The 16,852-nt window shown below is 59.7% G+C and carries 13 protein-coding genes and 2 pseudogenes; 10 read left to right on the top strand and 5 right to left on the bottom strand.

The features are described from left to right. From FVE66_RS20245 to FVE66_RS19510, 8 genes and pseudogenes are all read left to right on the top strand, one after another. A pseudogene (locus tag FVE66_RS20245) lies at positions 1-216 on the top strand (DUF927 domain-containing protein); the annotation flags it as partial. A gap of 54 nt (positions 217-270) precedes the next feature. Next, a complete protein-coding gene (locus FVE66_RS19540; RefSeq protein WP_151449153.1) occupies positions 271-510 on the top strand; it encodes a hypothetical protein in 240 nt (79 codons plus the stop codon). 38 nt (positions 511-548) lie between these two features. Further along, positions 549-1,016, top strand: coding sequence for a hypothetical protein (locus FVE66_RS19535; protein ID WP_151449152.1), 468 nt, complete (start codon positions 549-551; stop codon positions 1,014-1,016). A gap of 1,220 nt (positions 1,017-2,236) precedes the next feature. Next, complete coding sequence (locus FVE66_RS19530; protein ID WP_151449151.1) at positions 2,237-4,069, top strand: ATP-dependent nuclease; 1,833 nt, start codon at positions 2,237-2,239, stop codon at positions 4,067-4,069. 23 nt (positions 4,070-4,092) lie between these two features. Next, on the top strand, positions 4,093-5,865 hold the full coding sequence (locus tag FVE66_RS19525) for a UvrD-helicase domain-containing protein (RefSeq protein WP_151449150.1): 1,773 nt from the start codon (positions 4,093-4,095) through the stop codon (positions 5,863-5,865). A gap of 287 nt (positions 5,866-6,152) precedes the next feature. Beyond that, positions 6,153-6,803 (top strand): alpha/beta hydrolase, encoded by a 651-nt coding sequence (locus tag FVE66_RS19520; protein ID WP_241673296.1) that lies wholly within the window; start codon positions 6,153-6,155, stop codon positions 6,801-6,803. Then, positions 6,800-8,011: an XRE family transcriptional regulator gene (locus tag FVE66_RS19515; RefSeq protein ID WP_151449148.1), complete on the top strand. Its 1,212-nt coding sequence runs from the start codon at positions 6,800-6,802 to the stop codon at positions 8,009-8,011. The genes FVE66_RS19520 and FVE66_RS19515 overlap by 4 nt, the downstream gene beginning before the upstream one ends. 12 nt (positions 8,012-8,023) lie before the next feature. Continuing rightward, positions 8,024-8,272 carry a hypothetical protein gene (locus FVE66_RS19510; protein WP_151449147.1) on the top strand — a complete coding sequence of 83 codons (249 nt, stop codon included), beginning with the start codon at positions 8,024-8,026 and terminating at the stop codon, positions 8,270-8,272. A 238-nt stretch (positions 8,273-8,510) separates the two neighbouring features. Here the strand turns inward: FVE66_RS19510 and FVE66_RS19505 are convergent, their stop codons facing one another. The 3 genes and pseudogenes from FVE66_RS19505 to FVE66_RS20570 all read right to left on the bottom strand — a co-directional run. Further along, the gene (locus tag FVE66_RS19505; protein ID WP_194164415.1) at positions 8,511-9,287 is read right to left on the bottom strand and encodes a hypothetical protein; all 777 of its coding nucleotides are present in this window, start codon (positions 9,285-9,287) and stop codon (positions 8,511-8,513) included. Between the two features lie 341 nt (positions 9,288-9,628). Further along, the gene (locus FVE66_RS19500; protein WP_206668796.1) at positions 9,629-12,022 is read right to left on the bottom strand and encodes an AAA family ATPase; all 2,394 of its coding nucleotides are present in this window, start codon (positions 12,020-12,022) and stop codon (positions 9,629-9,631) included. Between the two features lie 95 nt (positions 12,023-12,117). Next, positions 12,118-12,810 (bottom strand): annotated as a pseudogene (locus FVE66_RS20570) (AfsR/SARP family transcriptional regulator); the annotation flags it as partial. Between the two features lie 130 nt (positions 12,811-12,940). Here FVE66_RS20570 and FVE66_RS19495 point away from each other — a divergent pair. Next, positions 12,941-13,147: a hypothetical protein gene (locus FVE66_RS19495; RefSeq protein ID WP_151449146.1), complete on the top strand. Its 207-nt coding sequence runs from the start codon at positions 12,941-12,943 to the stop codon at positions 13,145-13,147. After that, positions 13,123-13,962 carry a group I truncated hemoglobin gene (locus tag FVE66_RS20385; RefSeq protein WP_206668795.1) on the top strand — a complete coding sequence of 280 codons (840 nt, stop codon included), beginning with the start codon at positions 13,123-13,125 and terminating at the stop codon, positions 13,960-13,962. The genes FVE66_RS19495 and FVE66_RS20385 overlap by 25 nt, the downstream gene beginning before the upstream one ends. Before the next feature lie 116 nt (positions 13,963-14,078). Here the strand turns inward: FVE66_RS20385 and FVE66_RS19485 are convergent, their stop codons facing one another. Together FVE66_RS19485 and FVE66_RS19480 are read right to left on the bottom strand one after the other, a co-directional pair. Continuing rightward, positions 14,079-14,921, bottom strand: a complete 843-nt coding sequence (locus FVE66_RS19485) for an efflux RND transporter periplasmic adaptor subunit (RefSeq protein WP_151449145.1) — start codon at positions 14,919-14,921, stop codon at positions 14,079-14,081. Between the two features lie 271 nt (positions 14,922-15,192). Beyond that, positions 15,193-16,683, bottom strand: a complete 1,491-nt coding sequence (locus FVE66_RS19480; RefSeq protein WP_206668794.1) for a Fic family protein — start codon at positions 16,681-16,683, stop codon at positions 15,193-15,195. Between the last annotated feature and the right edge of the window lie 169 nt (positions 16,684-16,852).

Below are 16,852 nucleotides of genomic sequence, written 5' to 3'. Positions count from 1 at the left end.
GAATTTGAGTACTTCGTATTGCCCGAGGTCTTCCGGGAAGAGCTATGCAAAGGTTTCAGCCCCAAAGCTGTGGCGCAATTGCTGGTCGAACGTGGCTACCTGGTGCCCGAGGGCACGGGCGACAAGGTGCGGCCCGATCGGAAGGAACGTTTGCCGGGGATGGGTCTGACCCGCTGCTACCGATTCAGCCCAAAGATTGCTGCAGCTGAGGCGTGACCCGCGCGGCTCGCGCCGAAAATGTAATGGGGGAGCTTCTTCAAGGTCTTGAAGGTGCTGCCGCAAGTCGCCTCGGCCACCACGGTCGCCGAGGCGGACCAATCGCCCGCTGTGGCCACGAATGACGCGCGGCAAGACGCAGACAGGGGCAAGCACAACAAAGCAGCTGACGGGCCCGATACGGCGGCCAGTGGCACGCTATCGATGCAGCCATTCTTCCATGCTGGCTACCTGGTGCCTGAGGTCACCGACGACAGGGCGCAGCCGGTAGGAAGGATCGTCTGCCTGGCATAAGTCTTACCAGCTGCTGCCGTTCGGCACGGAGATTGGCAGTGCAATCGCCCGCTGTGGCAACGAAGGTAACGCGGCCAGCCACGGACAAGGCCAAGCACGACAAGGGGGCGACAGCGCCCGGATCGGCGGCCAGTGGCGCGCCATCGATGCAGCCAGTCTTCCATGCTGACAAGCGTGGTCTCCGGCATCGCGGGTTCAACAAGCATGCCGAACATGAGCTGGCCGAGCGTGACCACCTGGTGCCCGAGGTCACCGACGACTGGCGCAGCCGGCCGGAAGGATCGTCTGCCTGGCATGGGTCTTACCCGCTGCTGCCGTTCGGCACGGAGATTGGCAGTGCAATCGCCCGCTGTGGCCACGAAGGTAACGCCGCCAGCCACGGACAAGGGCAAGCACGACAAGGCGGCTACAGCGCCCGGATCGGATCGGCCGTCACTTGCGCGCGCCGGAGCGGGGTGAGGGCGGAATACTCCTTTCGCGCGGCCGTTTCTCCCGATTTGGCGTAAGAAATCTCCAGGTAGAAGCACTGTCGAGGCTAAAATATTCCACAATGCGGAATAAATCAGAGGATTTAACAATTCATAAACGGACGACAAAACACGGAAACCCAATGTTCATGCGGGTTTCAGCCTGACACATGCCTCCGTGAGGCCAAGTGTCCCCAATGTCCCCAAGAGAATTGGGCCGCTTGGGGACAGGGTTTGGGGACAGCTAAACCCAATGACGGCGCGGGTTACAGCCCGATTTAACAATCTGTCCCCGGTGTCCCCAAGAAAAAAAATGACCCCCGGAGCAAACCCGACGACAGCCCCGGCATCGGCGCTCCCATGCAAAGCGCAATAGCCCGGCTTGCCGGTGCGGCTCAGGAGCTGCGGTCCGCATCGAGCACCAGCTCGCGCACGCGGTGCCCGATGCGAACGTGCGGGCATGCCAGCACCGCGCCTGGACGAGCAATGGGGCCACGATGCAAGCGGGGGCGGAACACCTGGTCACGCTGAAGCCGGCGCAGAAGTGTACGGGGTGGGGGGTGTCAAATGTTTGGAGTCCTTAGGGCCAAGACCGCTCGTCTATCGTCGTTTGCAAAAACGGGAAAAATGGGAAGGGGGGGTATAGCACGTGGTGAGGACGGCGCCTAGACAAGCAGGATTTCCTCAGCAGAGATGAGGCCCCAAATCATTCGTCCATTCATCAGTGCATTTTGGTTGGCGCTCTGTGTACCACCGCACTCAATTGCATGCGTCATGCTGAGCCGTGTACGCGCTGGCGGCATGCTTTGACGTGAGGTGCGAACTTTGTTGTTGGCGGCGTTGGACTGCTCTGTTGCCGGCCGCGTCACTGGCACGTCGTGGCGAGCGCTATCTATCCCTTGGCGCGCTTCACTCTCCCAGATTCTTCCAGACGACGTGGTCAGATTCGCCTGGCCTCATAACGCGCAGTGTCCTTGTGCCTGGTGGCGGCTGGCGGTGCGGCGGTGATCAGCAATTCTCCCTCTGGCTGTGCTCGTAGGCGGTCGGGCTGCTCCTCGGGTGTAGCCGGCATCACGAAGGTCATGATGGGGCCGCATAAGTTGCTGCTCGGTGTCTCCTGCCCTTTCTTCTGGTAATGTCTTCAAGGGCATGGGGCAATTGAGAGTCCAATCTCTGAATGCCCGTGCTCACCACAATTTAAAAAAGAAGCGACAGCGGCGTTCCAGAACCAATGGGCGCGCGACCCAAGGGAGGAACATATGAAGGTCGTCAGACTTTCGATTACCAACTTCCGCAGTATCAAAAACGCTGAGCTGCTTTTCGAAGGGCACACGTTACTGATAGGCGCGAACAACGTAGGCAAGAGCACCGTCTGTGAGGCACTTGATCTCGCGCTCGGACCTGACCGTTTGAACCGAACGACCTCAATCGACGAATTTGACTTCTACAACGCTCACTACCTGGAGAAGGCCGGACAGGATGGCGAGGAGGCAAAGGCTGTTCCGCTTCGGATCGAGGTCGTTTTGATCGAGCCGAGTCAGGCGATTATGAGCAAGTGCGGTAGTCATACCGAGTTTTGGCACTTGGGTGAAAAGCGGCTTTTGAATGGTGGTGAAGCTGATTTGGCTAAACCTCCGATCTCGGTGCCGTGTCTCCGTCTGGAAACCGTCGGCCGCTACAGCTTAGAGGAGGACGAATTCGAGGCAAAAAGTTTTTTCTCGCACAGTCCCGATTCTGACGAAGAGGGAATTCTCAAGGAGGTTCCTCGATGGGTGAAGCGGGAGTTTGGTTTTCTTTATCTGCGCGCGCTGCGAACCGGCTCACGAGCTCTGAGCCTTGAGCGGGGAAGCCTACTCGATATCATTCTGCGAACCAAGGGCATTAGAACCCAATTGTGGGAAAAGACGATCCTCAAGCTGAAGGAACACGACGTTGAGGCGGACGCCGCAGAGATCGCGCCTGTGCTTCGGGAGATCGAGAAGCGACTGGCCCGCTACATCCCTCTAGACGCACCAGGCGACGCGACAAAACTTCGAATTTCGGAACTAACCCGTGATCATCTGCGGCGGACGATGTCATTTTTCTTGGCCCTTTCAACGGATCAGCAGCACGTCCCGTTTGCGCATGCGGGTACGGGCACGCTCAATACACTCGTATTAGCACTGCTCTCATTTATTGCCGACTTGAAGCCGGAGACTGTGATCTTCGCGATGGAGGAGCCGGAGATCGCCGTGCCCCCGCCTACGCAACGTCGCATAGCACAGTACCTTTTTAGCAAAACAACACAAGCTTTCGTTACTTCTCACTCCCCTTTCGTGATCGAGCGTTTCGATCCGTCGGCAACGCTGCTGCTCACCCGCGCGGTAGGCGAGTTGAAGGCCCAGAAGGTATCTGACGCATCAGGGCTTACCGATAAAGAGTTCAAGCAGTTCGCCCGATGGGGCCTATGTGAATGCATGCTCGGAAGGGCCGCGATTGTGGTCGAAGGTCTGACCGAACTGCACGCCCTGCCGGTCGCGGCCGCGCGTATGGAGCAGGAAGAAAGCATTGTCACCGCCGGTCAATCACTCGACATTCTTGGCGCTACTTTCTTCTATGCAGACGGCGACGGGAACATGGCCAAGTTTGGCAAGTTCTTCAGGACGCTCGGCCTAAAGACCTTCGGTTTTTACGACCACAAGCCGAACCGTCCTGAGAAAGCGACCAAGGCGATTCAAGCCGAATACAGCATCAATCTTGAACACAAGTACAAGGGATTCGAGGACTTAGTAGTCACTGAAATGCCTGTCGACGTCCTCTGGTGCTTCTTGAAGCAGCTCAAGGAAAACGAAGAGAACGGTGAAATAGGAATCCCGGCGATCAAACCTTATGACGGCGATTTCATTCGGAAGCTAGCGCGGGATGCTTTGAAGAGCGGAAAGGGTGCGGGCTGGGCAGCGCGCCTATTTAGTGAGTGCGAATACGGGGAGATTCCCTCAACCGTTCTGCAGTTTTTGCGTGAGGTGTACGCCGCCCTGCCCAAGCCGCCGGAGATCGGGGACCAGGAAGAAGTCGCCGGCGAGGTCAATGCAGTGCACGGCAAGCCGCACTAAATGAGTGTGTAATGGAGTGTGTAATGCCCATCGACCCAAACTGTCCCAAGCGAGCAAGCATCATCGAATGCGACAGTCATTGTCTTGTGCTGGGCGGTCCCGGCAGCGGCAAAACCACTGTGGCACTGCGCAAGGCCATGGCGAGGATCAGGCACGGTCTGGTTGAAGGGCAGTCAGTGCTTTTTTTGTCGTTTTCACGCTCTGCGGTGGCGCGCGTCCTTGACGCAGCAAAGCTTGAGGTATCGAGGAAGGATCTGTCTCAACTGACGGTTGAGACATTCCACGCGTTCTTCTGGCGCCTGCTCAAGACCCACAGCTATTTGTTGGGTGCGCCGCGGCGACTGTCGATCCTGCTGCCTCACGACGAGAAGGCTTTGAATGGCGGAATCGATCGCGATGATGACGAGTGGCCGGCATGGGAACAGGAACGCAATCGGCTGTTCCTGGAAGAGGGACGGGTTGCCTTCGATCTATTCGCCCCCCATGCAGCAGCCCTCCTTTCTCGATGCGGCCATCTGGCGCCTATGGTTGCTGCAACCCATCCACTGATTATTGTCGACGAGGCACAAGACACCGGCACTTACGCGTGGCGTTGCGTGCAGTTGCTGGGGAGCCAAGCTCAAATCGTCTGCTTGGCGGACCTAGAGCAACAAATATTCGACTTCCTGCCAGGTGTCGGGCCGGAGCGCGTGGCAGAAATACGGCTTGCCCTCGTCCCTTTTGAAGTTGATTTGGGGAGCGACAACGGTCGCAGTCCAGACAGCGAGATCTTGACGTTCGCCAATGACCTACTCACTGGACGGCCCCGGGGTTCGCCCTACAAGGGAGTGCAACAGATCCCTTATAAGCCCGGGAAGGACTTGAACTGGAATCGGTTGCTCCGTAGATCGATCAAGTGGATATTGGATGCCACTGTGGCCGAGGGCCGGACAAGGCCCGAAACGATTGCAATTTTGACGGACACAGCCGGGAACGCGCTACAAATATCGAAGGCACTTAGCGGGATTGGTGATGCCAACATCGGGAAGGAGGTGCCTCACAAGCTGCATTTCGACGAGGCTGAAGCGCTGTTAGTCTCGCGCCTGGTTGCCTATCTGCTTGAGCCAAAGCATCCCGACGCACGTGACAAGGACATAGCCACATGCATGGAGATGCTGGCCGCAGCAAAGAGAGCAACGGGCATGGGTAAGAAGGAAACGCAAGTGCTGCTCAAGCAGTCGCTTGAACTGCGAGCGGGTAAGAAGTCGCGAGCCGGCATCGTGCAGGCGCTCCGCGACGTTCTCGTCCGGCTCGACACCGAAGGGTTCACAGGCAATCCAGCCGCTGACTGGATTTTTGTAAAGCGAGCGCTCCGAGAGACACATCACGCTGATCTGCAGCGCGCGGTGCGACAGCTCGACTATGTAGTGGCATTCAAGCGGGGGCATCGGATCTCGGCAGGATTGGCGGACGAATGGCTTCGCAACAACGCATACACTCGAGCACGAGCTGTGCTCGACATGGCCTTGTCCCAAGAACAAATTTTGGATAGCATCGAGCTATTAACTGGGCTGCATGTGATGAACGTGCACAAGTCGAAGGGTAAGCAATTCGACGCAGTTATCCTTGTTAGGCAGGCTCGCCACATCGGAGCAAAACAAACAGTCTCCAGCTTCGTGTGGCGTGACGATCAAGAGCCGTACACAAAGAGTCGCAGGATCGTCCGGGTCGCCGCGAGCCGAGCACGACATCAACTCGTTGTTTTAAACCCCTACTTCCCCGATTGCCCGCTGCTGAAGGGCCACAAGCTTGCCTGATCAAGTGGCCGACCGTTGATCCTGGTGTTCGTCGTGTCGAGGTCTGCATGCCGTGGGGTAGGACCGGCACTGCCTTGTTCCGTGGCCGCTGCGCCGCCGCCTCCGATGAACCTCCAAATGCCTGAGCTTTGTAGCGTCATTCCCCTCTATTTGCCGGATTGTTCTCCGCGCCCGAGGCTTGCGGTCGAATCGAATCGGGACCGCCCTACATTTTTCGAAGAATCGCCCCTAAACGAAATATTTCACATGTACAATCCATTTTAACGAAACCGAACATGAGGCTTACCGTGGATCTGACGACTGAACAAACCATTGAGGGTTTACTGATAGAGCATATTCCCAGAGACCTCCTTTTGGCTGTGGAAGAGGCGCTCTTGGTAGGTGCCCATCGGGCATTTTCCGCTGCCAAGGGAATGCATGAGGGACACCTTCCTGCGGTCGTGGGGCAATTACGGCATTTCCATATGAATGAGGCCTTCGAAAGGGCACTGTCTGCAGTCGGCGCATCCCCTTCACAGTTGAAGGGGAATCGTATCGTCACCGGCACCACAGGAATTCTCACTCTCGCCCGATTCAACACTCGAGTTGGCGTCTGGACCAACGGTCGACGAAGCGAAACTAGGAGACAAATGTCCATGGCAAATCAAGCGGTCGAGCCGCTGGTCCAACCTGGCCTTTTTGGAACTTTCACACCACCAACGCGGGCAGTGGCATTTTTTGTCGCTTCGTTCGCCGACTCGATATGTATCACGCCTGAGATGCCGGTCTCCATTCATCTTGCTGTACCCGATAGGCACATGCGCGCTTGGCTTTGCAAAGAGTCTCTGACTGAATTTCTAAAGCGATACGACATGCCGGTTGCGATTGAGCCCGATCTCGCGCTGCCGAAGTTGAAGAAGAACGTTGGCGGGCAAAAAAATACCGGGACAGCGCAATGAGCCGAGGTGGTGTCCAGTCTTTTCAAAAGGACCGTCTCGTCCAGGCGCTTGCTGCGCGGCGTCTGACACAGGCGCAGCTGGCTTCGATGGTTGGTGTATCACCGGCTACTATTAGCAAGTGGCGTGCGGGGACTCAAGCGCCTGAGCGGGATGCGCTCGAGCGGCTTGCGGGGGTTATTAACGTGTCCCCCGATTGGTTCACCCGCCCCATGACTGCGAAGGTTTCGCCCCCGTTATTTCGGAGCAACGCCTCGGCCCACGTTGCCGCGCGAGCTATGCTCGAGGCGCGGATGGAATGGAGTCAAGATCTTGCGTTGGAACTGAGCGAATTCGTTGACTATCCAGAGGTGAACCTGCCCACTCGGTTCTATAGGAATCCCGAAGAAATCACGGCCGAAGACATCGAACTCGCGGCCGGCGAGTGCCGCGACCTTTGGCGCCTGGGCCGATCCCCGGTGCAGGACTTAGCTCTGGCGGCTGAGGGAGCGGGCGTTATTCTCGTTCGTGAAGAAACCGGCATCGCTCAAATCGAAGGCCTTTCCGCTTGGAGCTCGGCATTACAACGGCCTTTCATTCTGCTGTCTGCCGACAAGGACAACGGCTATCGTAGTCGCTTCGACTTGGCGCACGAATTAGGGCATCTAGTGTTGCACCGGCATGTGGAACGGCCGACTGAACGAGATAGGCATAAGCTGCTTGAGCAGCAAGCGCACCAATTCGCCGGCGCTCTTTTGCTGCCCGCCGAGACCTTTGCTCGCGAAGTTCGAGTTCCCCCCACTCTTGATGACCTACTTATCCTGAAAAAGCGTTGGGGAGCATCAGCAGCGGCGATGATCATGCGTTTGCGCGCTTTGGATCTGCTGGAAAAAGACGAGGCCCTCACGCTATTCAAACGTCGATCGGCGAGATGGGGCGCAAAGTCAGAGCCTAACGATCTCGATCGTCCGCCTGAGAGGCCGAGGCTGCTTCTACGGACGGTAAATCTTTTGGTCGATGAAAACGTGATGCCTTTGGACGCGATCCCGCGGCACATTGGCTTGGCAGCCAACGACGTTGCGGCCCTTGCGGGCCTTCCGCGGAATTACTTCGAAGGAAAGAATAACGTCGTCCAGCTCGCAAAGCTAAGGACATTGCAGACAGATTCTTCGCCTACAGAGAACGCACAAAATAATGTTGTTCAGTTTAGGTCTCCATTGAAGTCCAGATGATGAGAGGTAGCAGTGTCTAAAAATCTGAAACAAACATCCCCGCAGATCGCAAAGCTGGCTGCGGAAGTGCTGCAGAACGACGCGTCGTCCAGGATTGCAAAGCGACTGGCAGCATCGGCCTTGTCACAGCACGGCTCGAGTAAGCAGACCGGTGCGGAAACGGAAGATACGGCTTCGAAGGCATTAGCCGACAAACGCACGTCGGTCAATACCAGGAAGCTGGCGGGGACGGTGTTATCGCAAGCGAATAAGAAACGCTGACTTCCTCCGTCTCAATCAAACTCGCTCGTCCTCTCCCCGGAGGCAAGAATCGGAACGGGAGTATATCGGTGATGACAGAGTGAGAAAAAGTTTTTGACGGTATTTTTGACGGTATTTTTCGGAGCGTAATAAGACAAGCCCTTTGTTCATGCGGCTTTCAGCCAGATGTTCAATTGAACCTATCACCACCAGGACACTAAGGCCCTAAGTACTTGAAAACCAAGGACTTAGGGCTTTTTTATTTGCCGCGCCACAGCGGACCACTCAACTCACTCCTCCTGCCACCCGAGACAGCCTTGAGCAGGAACCTGGTTCCAGAAGCCAGAGATTCGGCGACGCTGTTTGTCGCCAGATCACGCGACTTGGGCCAGACGACTTGCCAGAACGGCCGGATACGGTTTCTCCAATAGTCCTCCCGCTGATCTCCAGCCCCCTCTAGAGCTTGTGCTAGAGCCTGAGCAGCTTCCTGCAGTCCCTCCTGGGATAGCGCATCGAAGGCAATACGGAAGTCCTCCTGCGTATATTCATCCAAGGGTTCAAGCTCCGCATAGGTCAGGAACACTGCGAACTGGCGGCTGTGCTCGCCAAGGTCGGCATGGTGGCCAGCGGTTTCAAGGAACTGTGGCTTAAATGCAATCAACAATGGCCGGAACAGGCGTGGCGACCAAAGGAATCCCTCCCACGCCGACTTTGCCTCCGCCGGATTGACCGTCCATTGGAACAACGGCAACAAATGCCCCTCCGTCCAGGATCGATCAACACGAAAAAGCGCGATCAGCCTTGAAGCCAGCAACAGCCTGCCGCGGCGGAATCGGTCTACCTGGGTATCGCAGAGCTGGGTGAAGAATGCCTCAATATCGGCGGGCAGTTGATCGTTCGGCGCACTGTTGAGCCACAGATTGAGCAGCGCCTGGGTGACATGCCCAATCGGATGTTTGATGGCCTCGGTGACTGGCTGCTGGATCGGCGCGCCATTGCGCGCCATGCCGGTACCAGAGTCGAGCGGCTGGTCCATGACACGACGACACAGATTGAGCAAGATCGTTTGGTGCCGCTGGATGGATTTGGATACAGTCTCCAACCACCACGTTGCGGAGTCGGGATTTCAAGCGGCCGGGGATCCATTTGGGCGCACCCGTCTGGACGAGCAACAGTATATGCGACCCGGAAACAAATCATTGCAAACCGGTCAGCAAGAAAATTACCCTCCACGATTGCTGAGGGATTACGTGTTTAGCCTCGTAGGCCTGCACCAGGGTGGCCAGGATGTCGAAACGATCCCCCTCCGGCGTACCCGGATCAGGATCCGAACTCATCAGGGCCGTCCCGGCTGACGCCCGATTCACGACTAGCGCGTCAGGTCGGCGTCCGTGGACGCCGTGCCAGTGCATCACAACGCGCGGCATCCAGCCGATGTCCGGCTTGACGGTAGCACGCGGCCGCAGCAGTGAAGCGTGCGATAGCGTCGTCTTTGCCTTGACTCCGGTTTGCGGCGATGTGCCCCAGGACCTCGTCATGAGCCGCATACCAGGCAGGCAGTCGCATCACGACGTTAGCCAGGTAGGCGCACTGCGCCTCATGCTGCTCGGCGAGGTCTAGTTCGCCAGCCCGAGCCGCGGCAATCGCTGCCGGCACCGCGAAGGTGATGCGACACCCCGGACAGGTTTCCAGCGGGCCGCGTACCGATTCGCTGGCATCTTCCATCACGTGCAATGCGGCGACGGGATCATGGGCGTGCAGGTTGATGCGGGTGCCGTAGATGCGGTCCAGCAAGTGAAAGCCGATGTCGGTCTGGCGGGCCAGGTCGAGCGCCTCGTCAACCAGGTCGCGCGCCTCGTCATGCCGGCCTTCATGCAAGGAAAGTTCGGCCAGGCGCTGGAGGGAAAGCGCCTCGCCCACCGGCCCGCCGATTGCCCGATGCAGCCGCGCGCCTTCGCGCAGGTGGATACGGGCGGCTGCCAGGTCGCCGGCAAGCCACTCCGCTTCGCCGCGCAAGGTGACGCCGAACGCATGGCCGCGCGCCGCGCCCAGGCGCTGCGCTTCTGCCGATATGGCCTGGGCAAATTCAATCACGTCGGCATAGGGACGCGCACCATACAGGAAGCGTTGCGTGATGCACAGATGACCGTCGAACACCCGCACCGCCAGGTGGGGGACATGGCTGGTTTCTTGCAGGTCGGCCCAGACGCTGCGATGCAATTCGCCGCGTGCGTGCGCGGCGGCGGCCTGCGCCCAGGAGGCAATGACCAAAGCGCTGGTGTCGCCCGACTCCAGCGCCAGCCGGCGCGCCACTGCCGCCTTGGCGGTGCCCGTCGCCGGATCGGCCACACCCAGCGCGGCTGCGCCACTGTAGGCCAGCGCTTCGCTCAGCAGACCATCGACCGACGTCGGCCGGATGCCTTCCAGCGCCAGCAATGCCCCCTTCGGATCGCCCTGCTTGACTTGTGCCAGTGCCGCTTTGGCCCGCAGGTTATGGCTGCCTGGCTCGCCTGCTGCGTCCGCCGCGCGCCGGTAGGCTCCCATGGCGCCCGGGTCGCCCATCGCGTCCAGCGACTCGGCACGCAAGCGCAGCGCGTCTGCGTGGTCCGGCTGGAAGGCCAGCAAAGGTTCAAGATGGCGCAAAGCGTCGCTGAAAGCAGCCAGCCGCACAGCCTGGCTGGCGGCAGCCAGTTGCCACGGCATCGCATCGCGACGGTTGCCGCCTTCCAGCCAATGCCGGGCCACCAGGGCCGGGGGCGCATCCATTTCAGACAACTGCGCGGCGATCTGCCGATGCATCTTCAGGCGCCGGTGCAGTGGCACCTGCTCGATGAGTGCCTGCCGCACCAGTTCATGCCGGAAGCGATAGCCGCTGGCCGAGAGCACCAGCGCGCCCGCCTCCAGCGCACTGTCAAGCGCGGCGAATGCCGGCACCTCCGCCAGGACAGCCAGTGCCTCCACGATGTGGAGGTCAAGCGCATCGCCACTCAATGCCAACCAGCGCAGCAGCACCAGTGCATCGACCGGCACATCACACAAGCGCTCGGTGATGGCTTCGGCAGTGCTGCCCGGCAGTTGCCGCTTGTGGTCTGCGGTAGCACAGCGCGCCAGTTCGATGGCGGCAAACGGGTTGCCTTCCGCCGCCTGCACGATGCGTGACACCACTTCCTCGGGCTGCGGCGCTTTCAATGTGCTGGTGACCAGACGACGGCTCTCGTCGTCGTCCAGAGGGTCGAGGTCGATAGATTGCATGACACCGGCACGCTGAAGGCGCGCAAGGCTGCGCGCCAGCGCCGTGCTGGCGGCCACCGGCCGCGTCGCCAACAACATGCAAACCGGACCACCGACGACGGCCAACTGCATCAGCACATCGACATCGGCGTCGTCGATCAGGTGGCCGTCGTCGACCAGCAGCAGGATGTCTGCACCCTGCGCCGCGGCCAGCAGCAAGCGCCGCACCGCGCCCACCACCTGGTGCCGGCCAAGCGGGCCGAGCGGCATTGTTGCCGGCGCGGCCAGTGGACTGAGCAGCGACAACACGGTACGCGCCGGCCCGCCGATGCGGTCAAGCAGCGAGCGGTCATCCAGGATCAGGCGTTCGGCCAGCGAGGCGATGGCGCCATAGGCCCCGCCGGTCTCGGCTGCGTCGGCACGAAGCACAGTCCAGCCGCGCTCCCGCGCCTGTGAAGCAATTTCGCGGCACAGGGCGGTCTTGCCGATGCCTGCCGGCCCCCGCAATACGATGCCGCCCGGCCGCCCGGTGCGCGACATGGCCATCCACGCGGGACTTTTGCCAGCACCTGCACCCGTCCGACCAGCGCTGGCCCGGCGGTTTGCAAGCCAGCAACGCAATGCGCATAGAGCGCCTCGGTCTGCGCGTCGGGCGTGACGCCGAGCGCATTGCGCAATTGCGCATACCAGCGCAACGCCGCCGCGCGGTTGCCAGCGTCAATTTCACGTTGCATCAATGCGCGGTGGGCCGGCTCATCGGTGGGCTCCTGCTGCACCAGCCGCTCCCATTGGGCGCTGGCTCGAAGTAGATCCAGATAAAGCGCCGACAGACGTTCGCGCGCAGGCTCGGTCCAGTCTTCGTAGCGGCTGCCGGGCAGCAAGTCCCCTTGATAGAAGCCGGCCGCACTGACGCTGGCGGCGGCGTCGTGTCGAGCCAGCGCAGCCAAAGCATGCTGCTCGAATACCTCGATGTCTACCGACACGGGCCGATCCGGCCACAGCACCAGTTCACCCGCATGCTGCAAGATGCTGTCGTGCCGGCCCAAGGCCTGGCGCGCATGGTGCAGGGCCTTGCGCAGGTTGGCCGCGCCGGCGTCCGGATCGAGTTGCGGCCACAAGGCGTCAATGACGAGATCGCGCGACAGGCGGTGGCGTGGTTGCAGGCTGAGCAATTGCAACAGGTGGGTTGCGCGCAGGCTGGGCCAGCGCTCGGCGGCGATCTCGACGCCGTCAACGGCGACCGCGAAGCGGCCGAGCAAAGCGACTTCCAGCCGCGCTGGCTGACCCGGTACGTTGCCAGTCGCCAGCGAGGGCACGATGGTATCCATGGCCTGTAGTGTGCCGGCCGAAGGCCGATTTCCGCAATAGAAAATCCGAGGAACGTTTGAGGAACAACACTGGTACATGCTTCAGTCCAGCAAGCCAATACCGGCCTGCCAGATCCTGAAGGAGCAAAAAATGAGCGCTCGCGAAATGCAGGTCCCCTTATCCGCCCATGGGCCTGCCATCCTGACCTTGCCGGATCCATTGACGCCCGATGCCCTGCACTCCCTGGAAACCTCGCTCGCCACGGTTCTCGGCACGCTTAGGGCGGAAGTGTGCGGCGGATCGATTGATGCCGGACAACTTGAGTACGCATCGTGGATGCCGCAACTGAGCCATTAAACGCCTGCCTGTACCGGCGAATGGGCGGCGCGGCGGGCATTGCCACCATGGTCGATGGCATGGTCGACCGCCACGCAGCCAACCCCTTGCTGGCGAGGCGGTTTCGCGACTGCGACCTGCCGCAACTGAAAGCGCAGAGTGTGGCGTTTTTCAGTACCTGCCTCGGAGCATCCTGCCCTGCGGATCGAAGCAACTCGTCACTGGCCCATGCCGGCATGCAATTCGACGGCGTCGAGCTGGCCGCGGTGATCGAGGACATTGGGTTGACGCTGGAGGAGAACGGCCTGGATGCAGCCGATATCGCCGCATTGACGGCGCTGTTGTCCCCTTCTCGCGTCCATCACCCAAGCGAACAAGCCAGGGAACACGAACAATTTCGACATGACTTGCGAACCGGCGAGGCCAATGCGGCCTCGCGCCAATCAAACAAGGAGACAGACATGAGCCAAGCCACCACCACTACGTTGTATGACCGCCTGGGCCGTCGCGATGGCATCACGCGCATCACCCGGGAACTGATCAAGAACCATCTCGCCAATCCGCTGGTCAACCGTCGGTATGCGCAAATCGAGGACATGGATCGCGTCGAGCGCAACGTGATCGATTTTTTTTGCGCAGGCGCTGGCGGACCGGAAACCTACCACGGCAAGGATCTGGTCGCCACGCACCGCGGCATGAACGTCAACGAACAGGAATTCGTTGCGGTGATCGACGATGCAATGGCAGCACTGGAGACCTGCGACGTCGATTTGTCCACCCGCAACGAAGTACTGGCGATACTTTGGTCGATGAAGGCTGAAGTAATCAGGATCTGACCGAAGAACTGCCGCTGTGAAGATAGCCGGCAATGGCCAAGGCATCGAAACGAGACCCGGAAAGCAAAAAGCCCTTGAGGAATCAAGGGCTTTGCGCACTTTACGAAATCACTCGCTCACACGCCAGCTTCCCGCCAAATCAGGGATAACGCGGTTCGCGCGAAACGCCCGGCAACAGATTCATAGGCGGCGCTCACGACCACGGCGCCACGCCAGGTTTTCTCAGCGTAGGCGGCCGAGCGCTCCAGCACCTCCAGTCGTACGCGATAGCTCGCTTTCTCAGGCGCCAACTTGCCTTCTGCCTCCCGTACCTCGACAGCGCCACCGAATTGTGCCGCCAACACACCGGCATCAAGCAAATGCGTCGCGTCCCGATCGATCTCCACGACCCGTAGCTTGAACACAGTGCCGGCTCGACCGTCGGGATAAAAACGGGCGCCGTCCCCTACCGTGACACGGTGCACCACGTCTTCGCTCGCATAGCATTCGACATACCATGCGGCGCTGCTGATCACCGTGCCGATCTGTTCATTGCGTGACATCCAGGCGCCCGCCTTGATGTCCGGATCTGCGAGCCGGAAGCGACCGTCGACGAGCGCAATGGGTTGGTATTCGCGCTTTTGCAGTTGAAGGCTGTGAAGCGTGGTGCCCGCTGTGCGCAACTGCCCTTCCCTCACCTTCAGCCGTGCTCGTTGTTCCGGGTCGAAAGCGGACAAGGAAATCTCCGAATCGAAGCGCGTGATGCGGCTTTGAACCGCCAGCAGCCGCTGGTCGATGCCCTCGCTGCTCATGCGCAGCAAGGGCGCACCGGCCTTGACCTGCGCGCCATCGGCGACGTGCAGCGCTTCGAGCTGGGAACCATCTCGTGCATGGACCGCAAAACCCTCGCCCGGATACAGGAGTCCGGAAACGCGCACCGGCGCCGGCAAAGGAACCCATGCCATTGCCAGCAACAGCACGGCAATTGATGCCGAGAGCCAACTGCGTGCACGCTTGCGGATCAGCGAGCGATTGGCGTGTCAGGGTGGTCTGCTCACGGATCGCCGAAACGATCGCTGCAGCATCCGACAAAGACCAGTTGGCCAAGATTTCGAACGTCATCCAGTCCAGTTGGAAGTAAAGGTTGCGCACCGGGTCGTGCAAGGTCCAGGCAGGCTGGCCATTGCGCAGGTTTGAGGCTTGGTAGAGGTTTGCTTCTTGTGGTTAACGGAGAGTACCCGGCACGCCCAATCACGGCTTCAACAGCCTGAACTGGACCAAAGATCGCTCGAATGCGTTGCAGGCTCTCATCCTGGCAATCACCCCATCAATATCCTGATAATCAAAAGCGGCAGTCCAGTCCTGGATTTTCTGCATTGCGGCGATATAAGGAGCCGCGTTCCCCTCGCGCGTCAAAACTCGCAGGCAGTCCAGGTATTCCTCGCGGAAAAGCGTCGGAATGATGATGCGACACGCTCCGACAACCGAAAGCTCTGCATTCATGACCAGTCGTGCCAACCTGCCATTCCCATCCGTGAAGGGGTGAACCTCGGACACTAGGAACATGGCCAGCAAGGCTCGGGCGGTGCCAGCGGGAACTGAGGGCAGAATCCTGGACCCCTCGATGAGCGTGCCTCGAACCAGCTTGGGAACTACGAATTCGGTGTTGCCCGCCCGATTGCTTTTGACCTTGAATTCACCTGGGCTTACCTCGGGGCGTTCGGCCATCTGGTCTGCGTGCCTTGCGCGCAACTGGGCCAGGACGGGCTCGCCGGATGACAGCGTCTGGTTCACCCAGGCGGGACTCAGTGCCTGGCGACAAACCCCCATGATGTCGTGCGAATCCTTGGGCCTGTCCTCGATCGGCTTTCCGTCCAGCACGAAACCTCGGGCTTCCTGCACATCAAACTCGGTCCCCTCGATGAAATTCGAAAAATAGGACTCGAGGAAAGCGAAGTTGGTACGTGCCTGGCTGGTAGGGGCGACCATCGCCGGCTGGCGCAGAGGAGTGGCGCGCAACTCAGCAGCCAGCTTCTCGAACAGTGCGAGCCTGTCCGGGTCGTAGGGCACAGGGGCGGTGCGGGCCTTGCCTGCCACGGTCGTCAGTTGCGAGACCCGCGTTCCAAGGATACTTCCCACCAGGGAGTCGAGCACCATGAACTCCCTCTCAAACCCAAGCGTCGGAGCCAGTGCTCGGGCAGATTCACGCAACCGGGAAAGCGCATCTTCCCCGCGGGAATCGCAAATATTCAGCAAGCGGGCTTCCACAGCCTCACGGCCAGCCGATTTTTTCACGGGGCCCCGGCTTGACGTCAGGTTCTCCAGCAAAAGGCGTGGCTCTGAGGGGAAATACAGGTCTCTGCCTTGCATTAGCATGTCGCCCGCCTGCTTTGCAGCGCCCTTCAGGACAGAAACAGTCAGGCCAGGCAACGCCAGAATGCGTTTGTAGGTATGACTGAGGTAGACCACGCCGTCCACGGGCACACCGCCGTTAAATGCGCTTCGGTAGCCGAAGATTGCCCCCGGGAAAAGAGCAGCGAGCACCCGGATGCGGTCGCGGGCGATCAGTGCCGGCCAGTCCTCCGGCGGCCGGTTGGTGGCAATGCCTTTGGCGATGAGCGCAAGGTCGCCAGCTTTGAGCCTGCGCTGGACCGCCCGGATCCGGGCGCCGTCCATCTCCGCATAGAGCAGGAGAGAGTCATCCTGCCCTGTCGTGTTTTTCGCTGCTAATTTTGTGCTCACGGCGAGTTTGTCGTGTTTTTGAGTTTTTATAATACATCTTTGTCGCGTTTTTGTGTGTTAATTTACAGCAATGACACGCCCCATGATGAGTCGACTTCTTCATCGGGCGTCCATTTTGTCGTCTTTTTCGATGCCAATTTCCATTCCCGGGACGATTTGTCGTGTTTCT

Origin of the sequence: Lacisediminimonas profundi (assembly GCF_008831265.1) — a bacterium.
Taxonomy (GTDB): Bacteria; Pseudomonadota; Gammaproteobacteria; order Burkholderiales; family Burkholderiaceae_D; genus Lacisediminimonas; species Lacisediminimonas profundi.
Note: the sequence above shows the minus strand (reverse complement) of the source record. Positions and strands in the feature narration are given on the sequence as shown.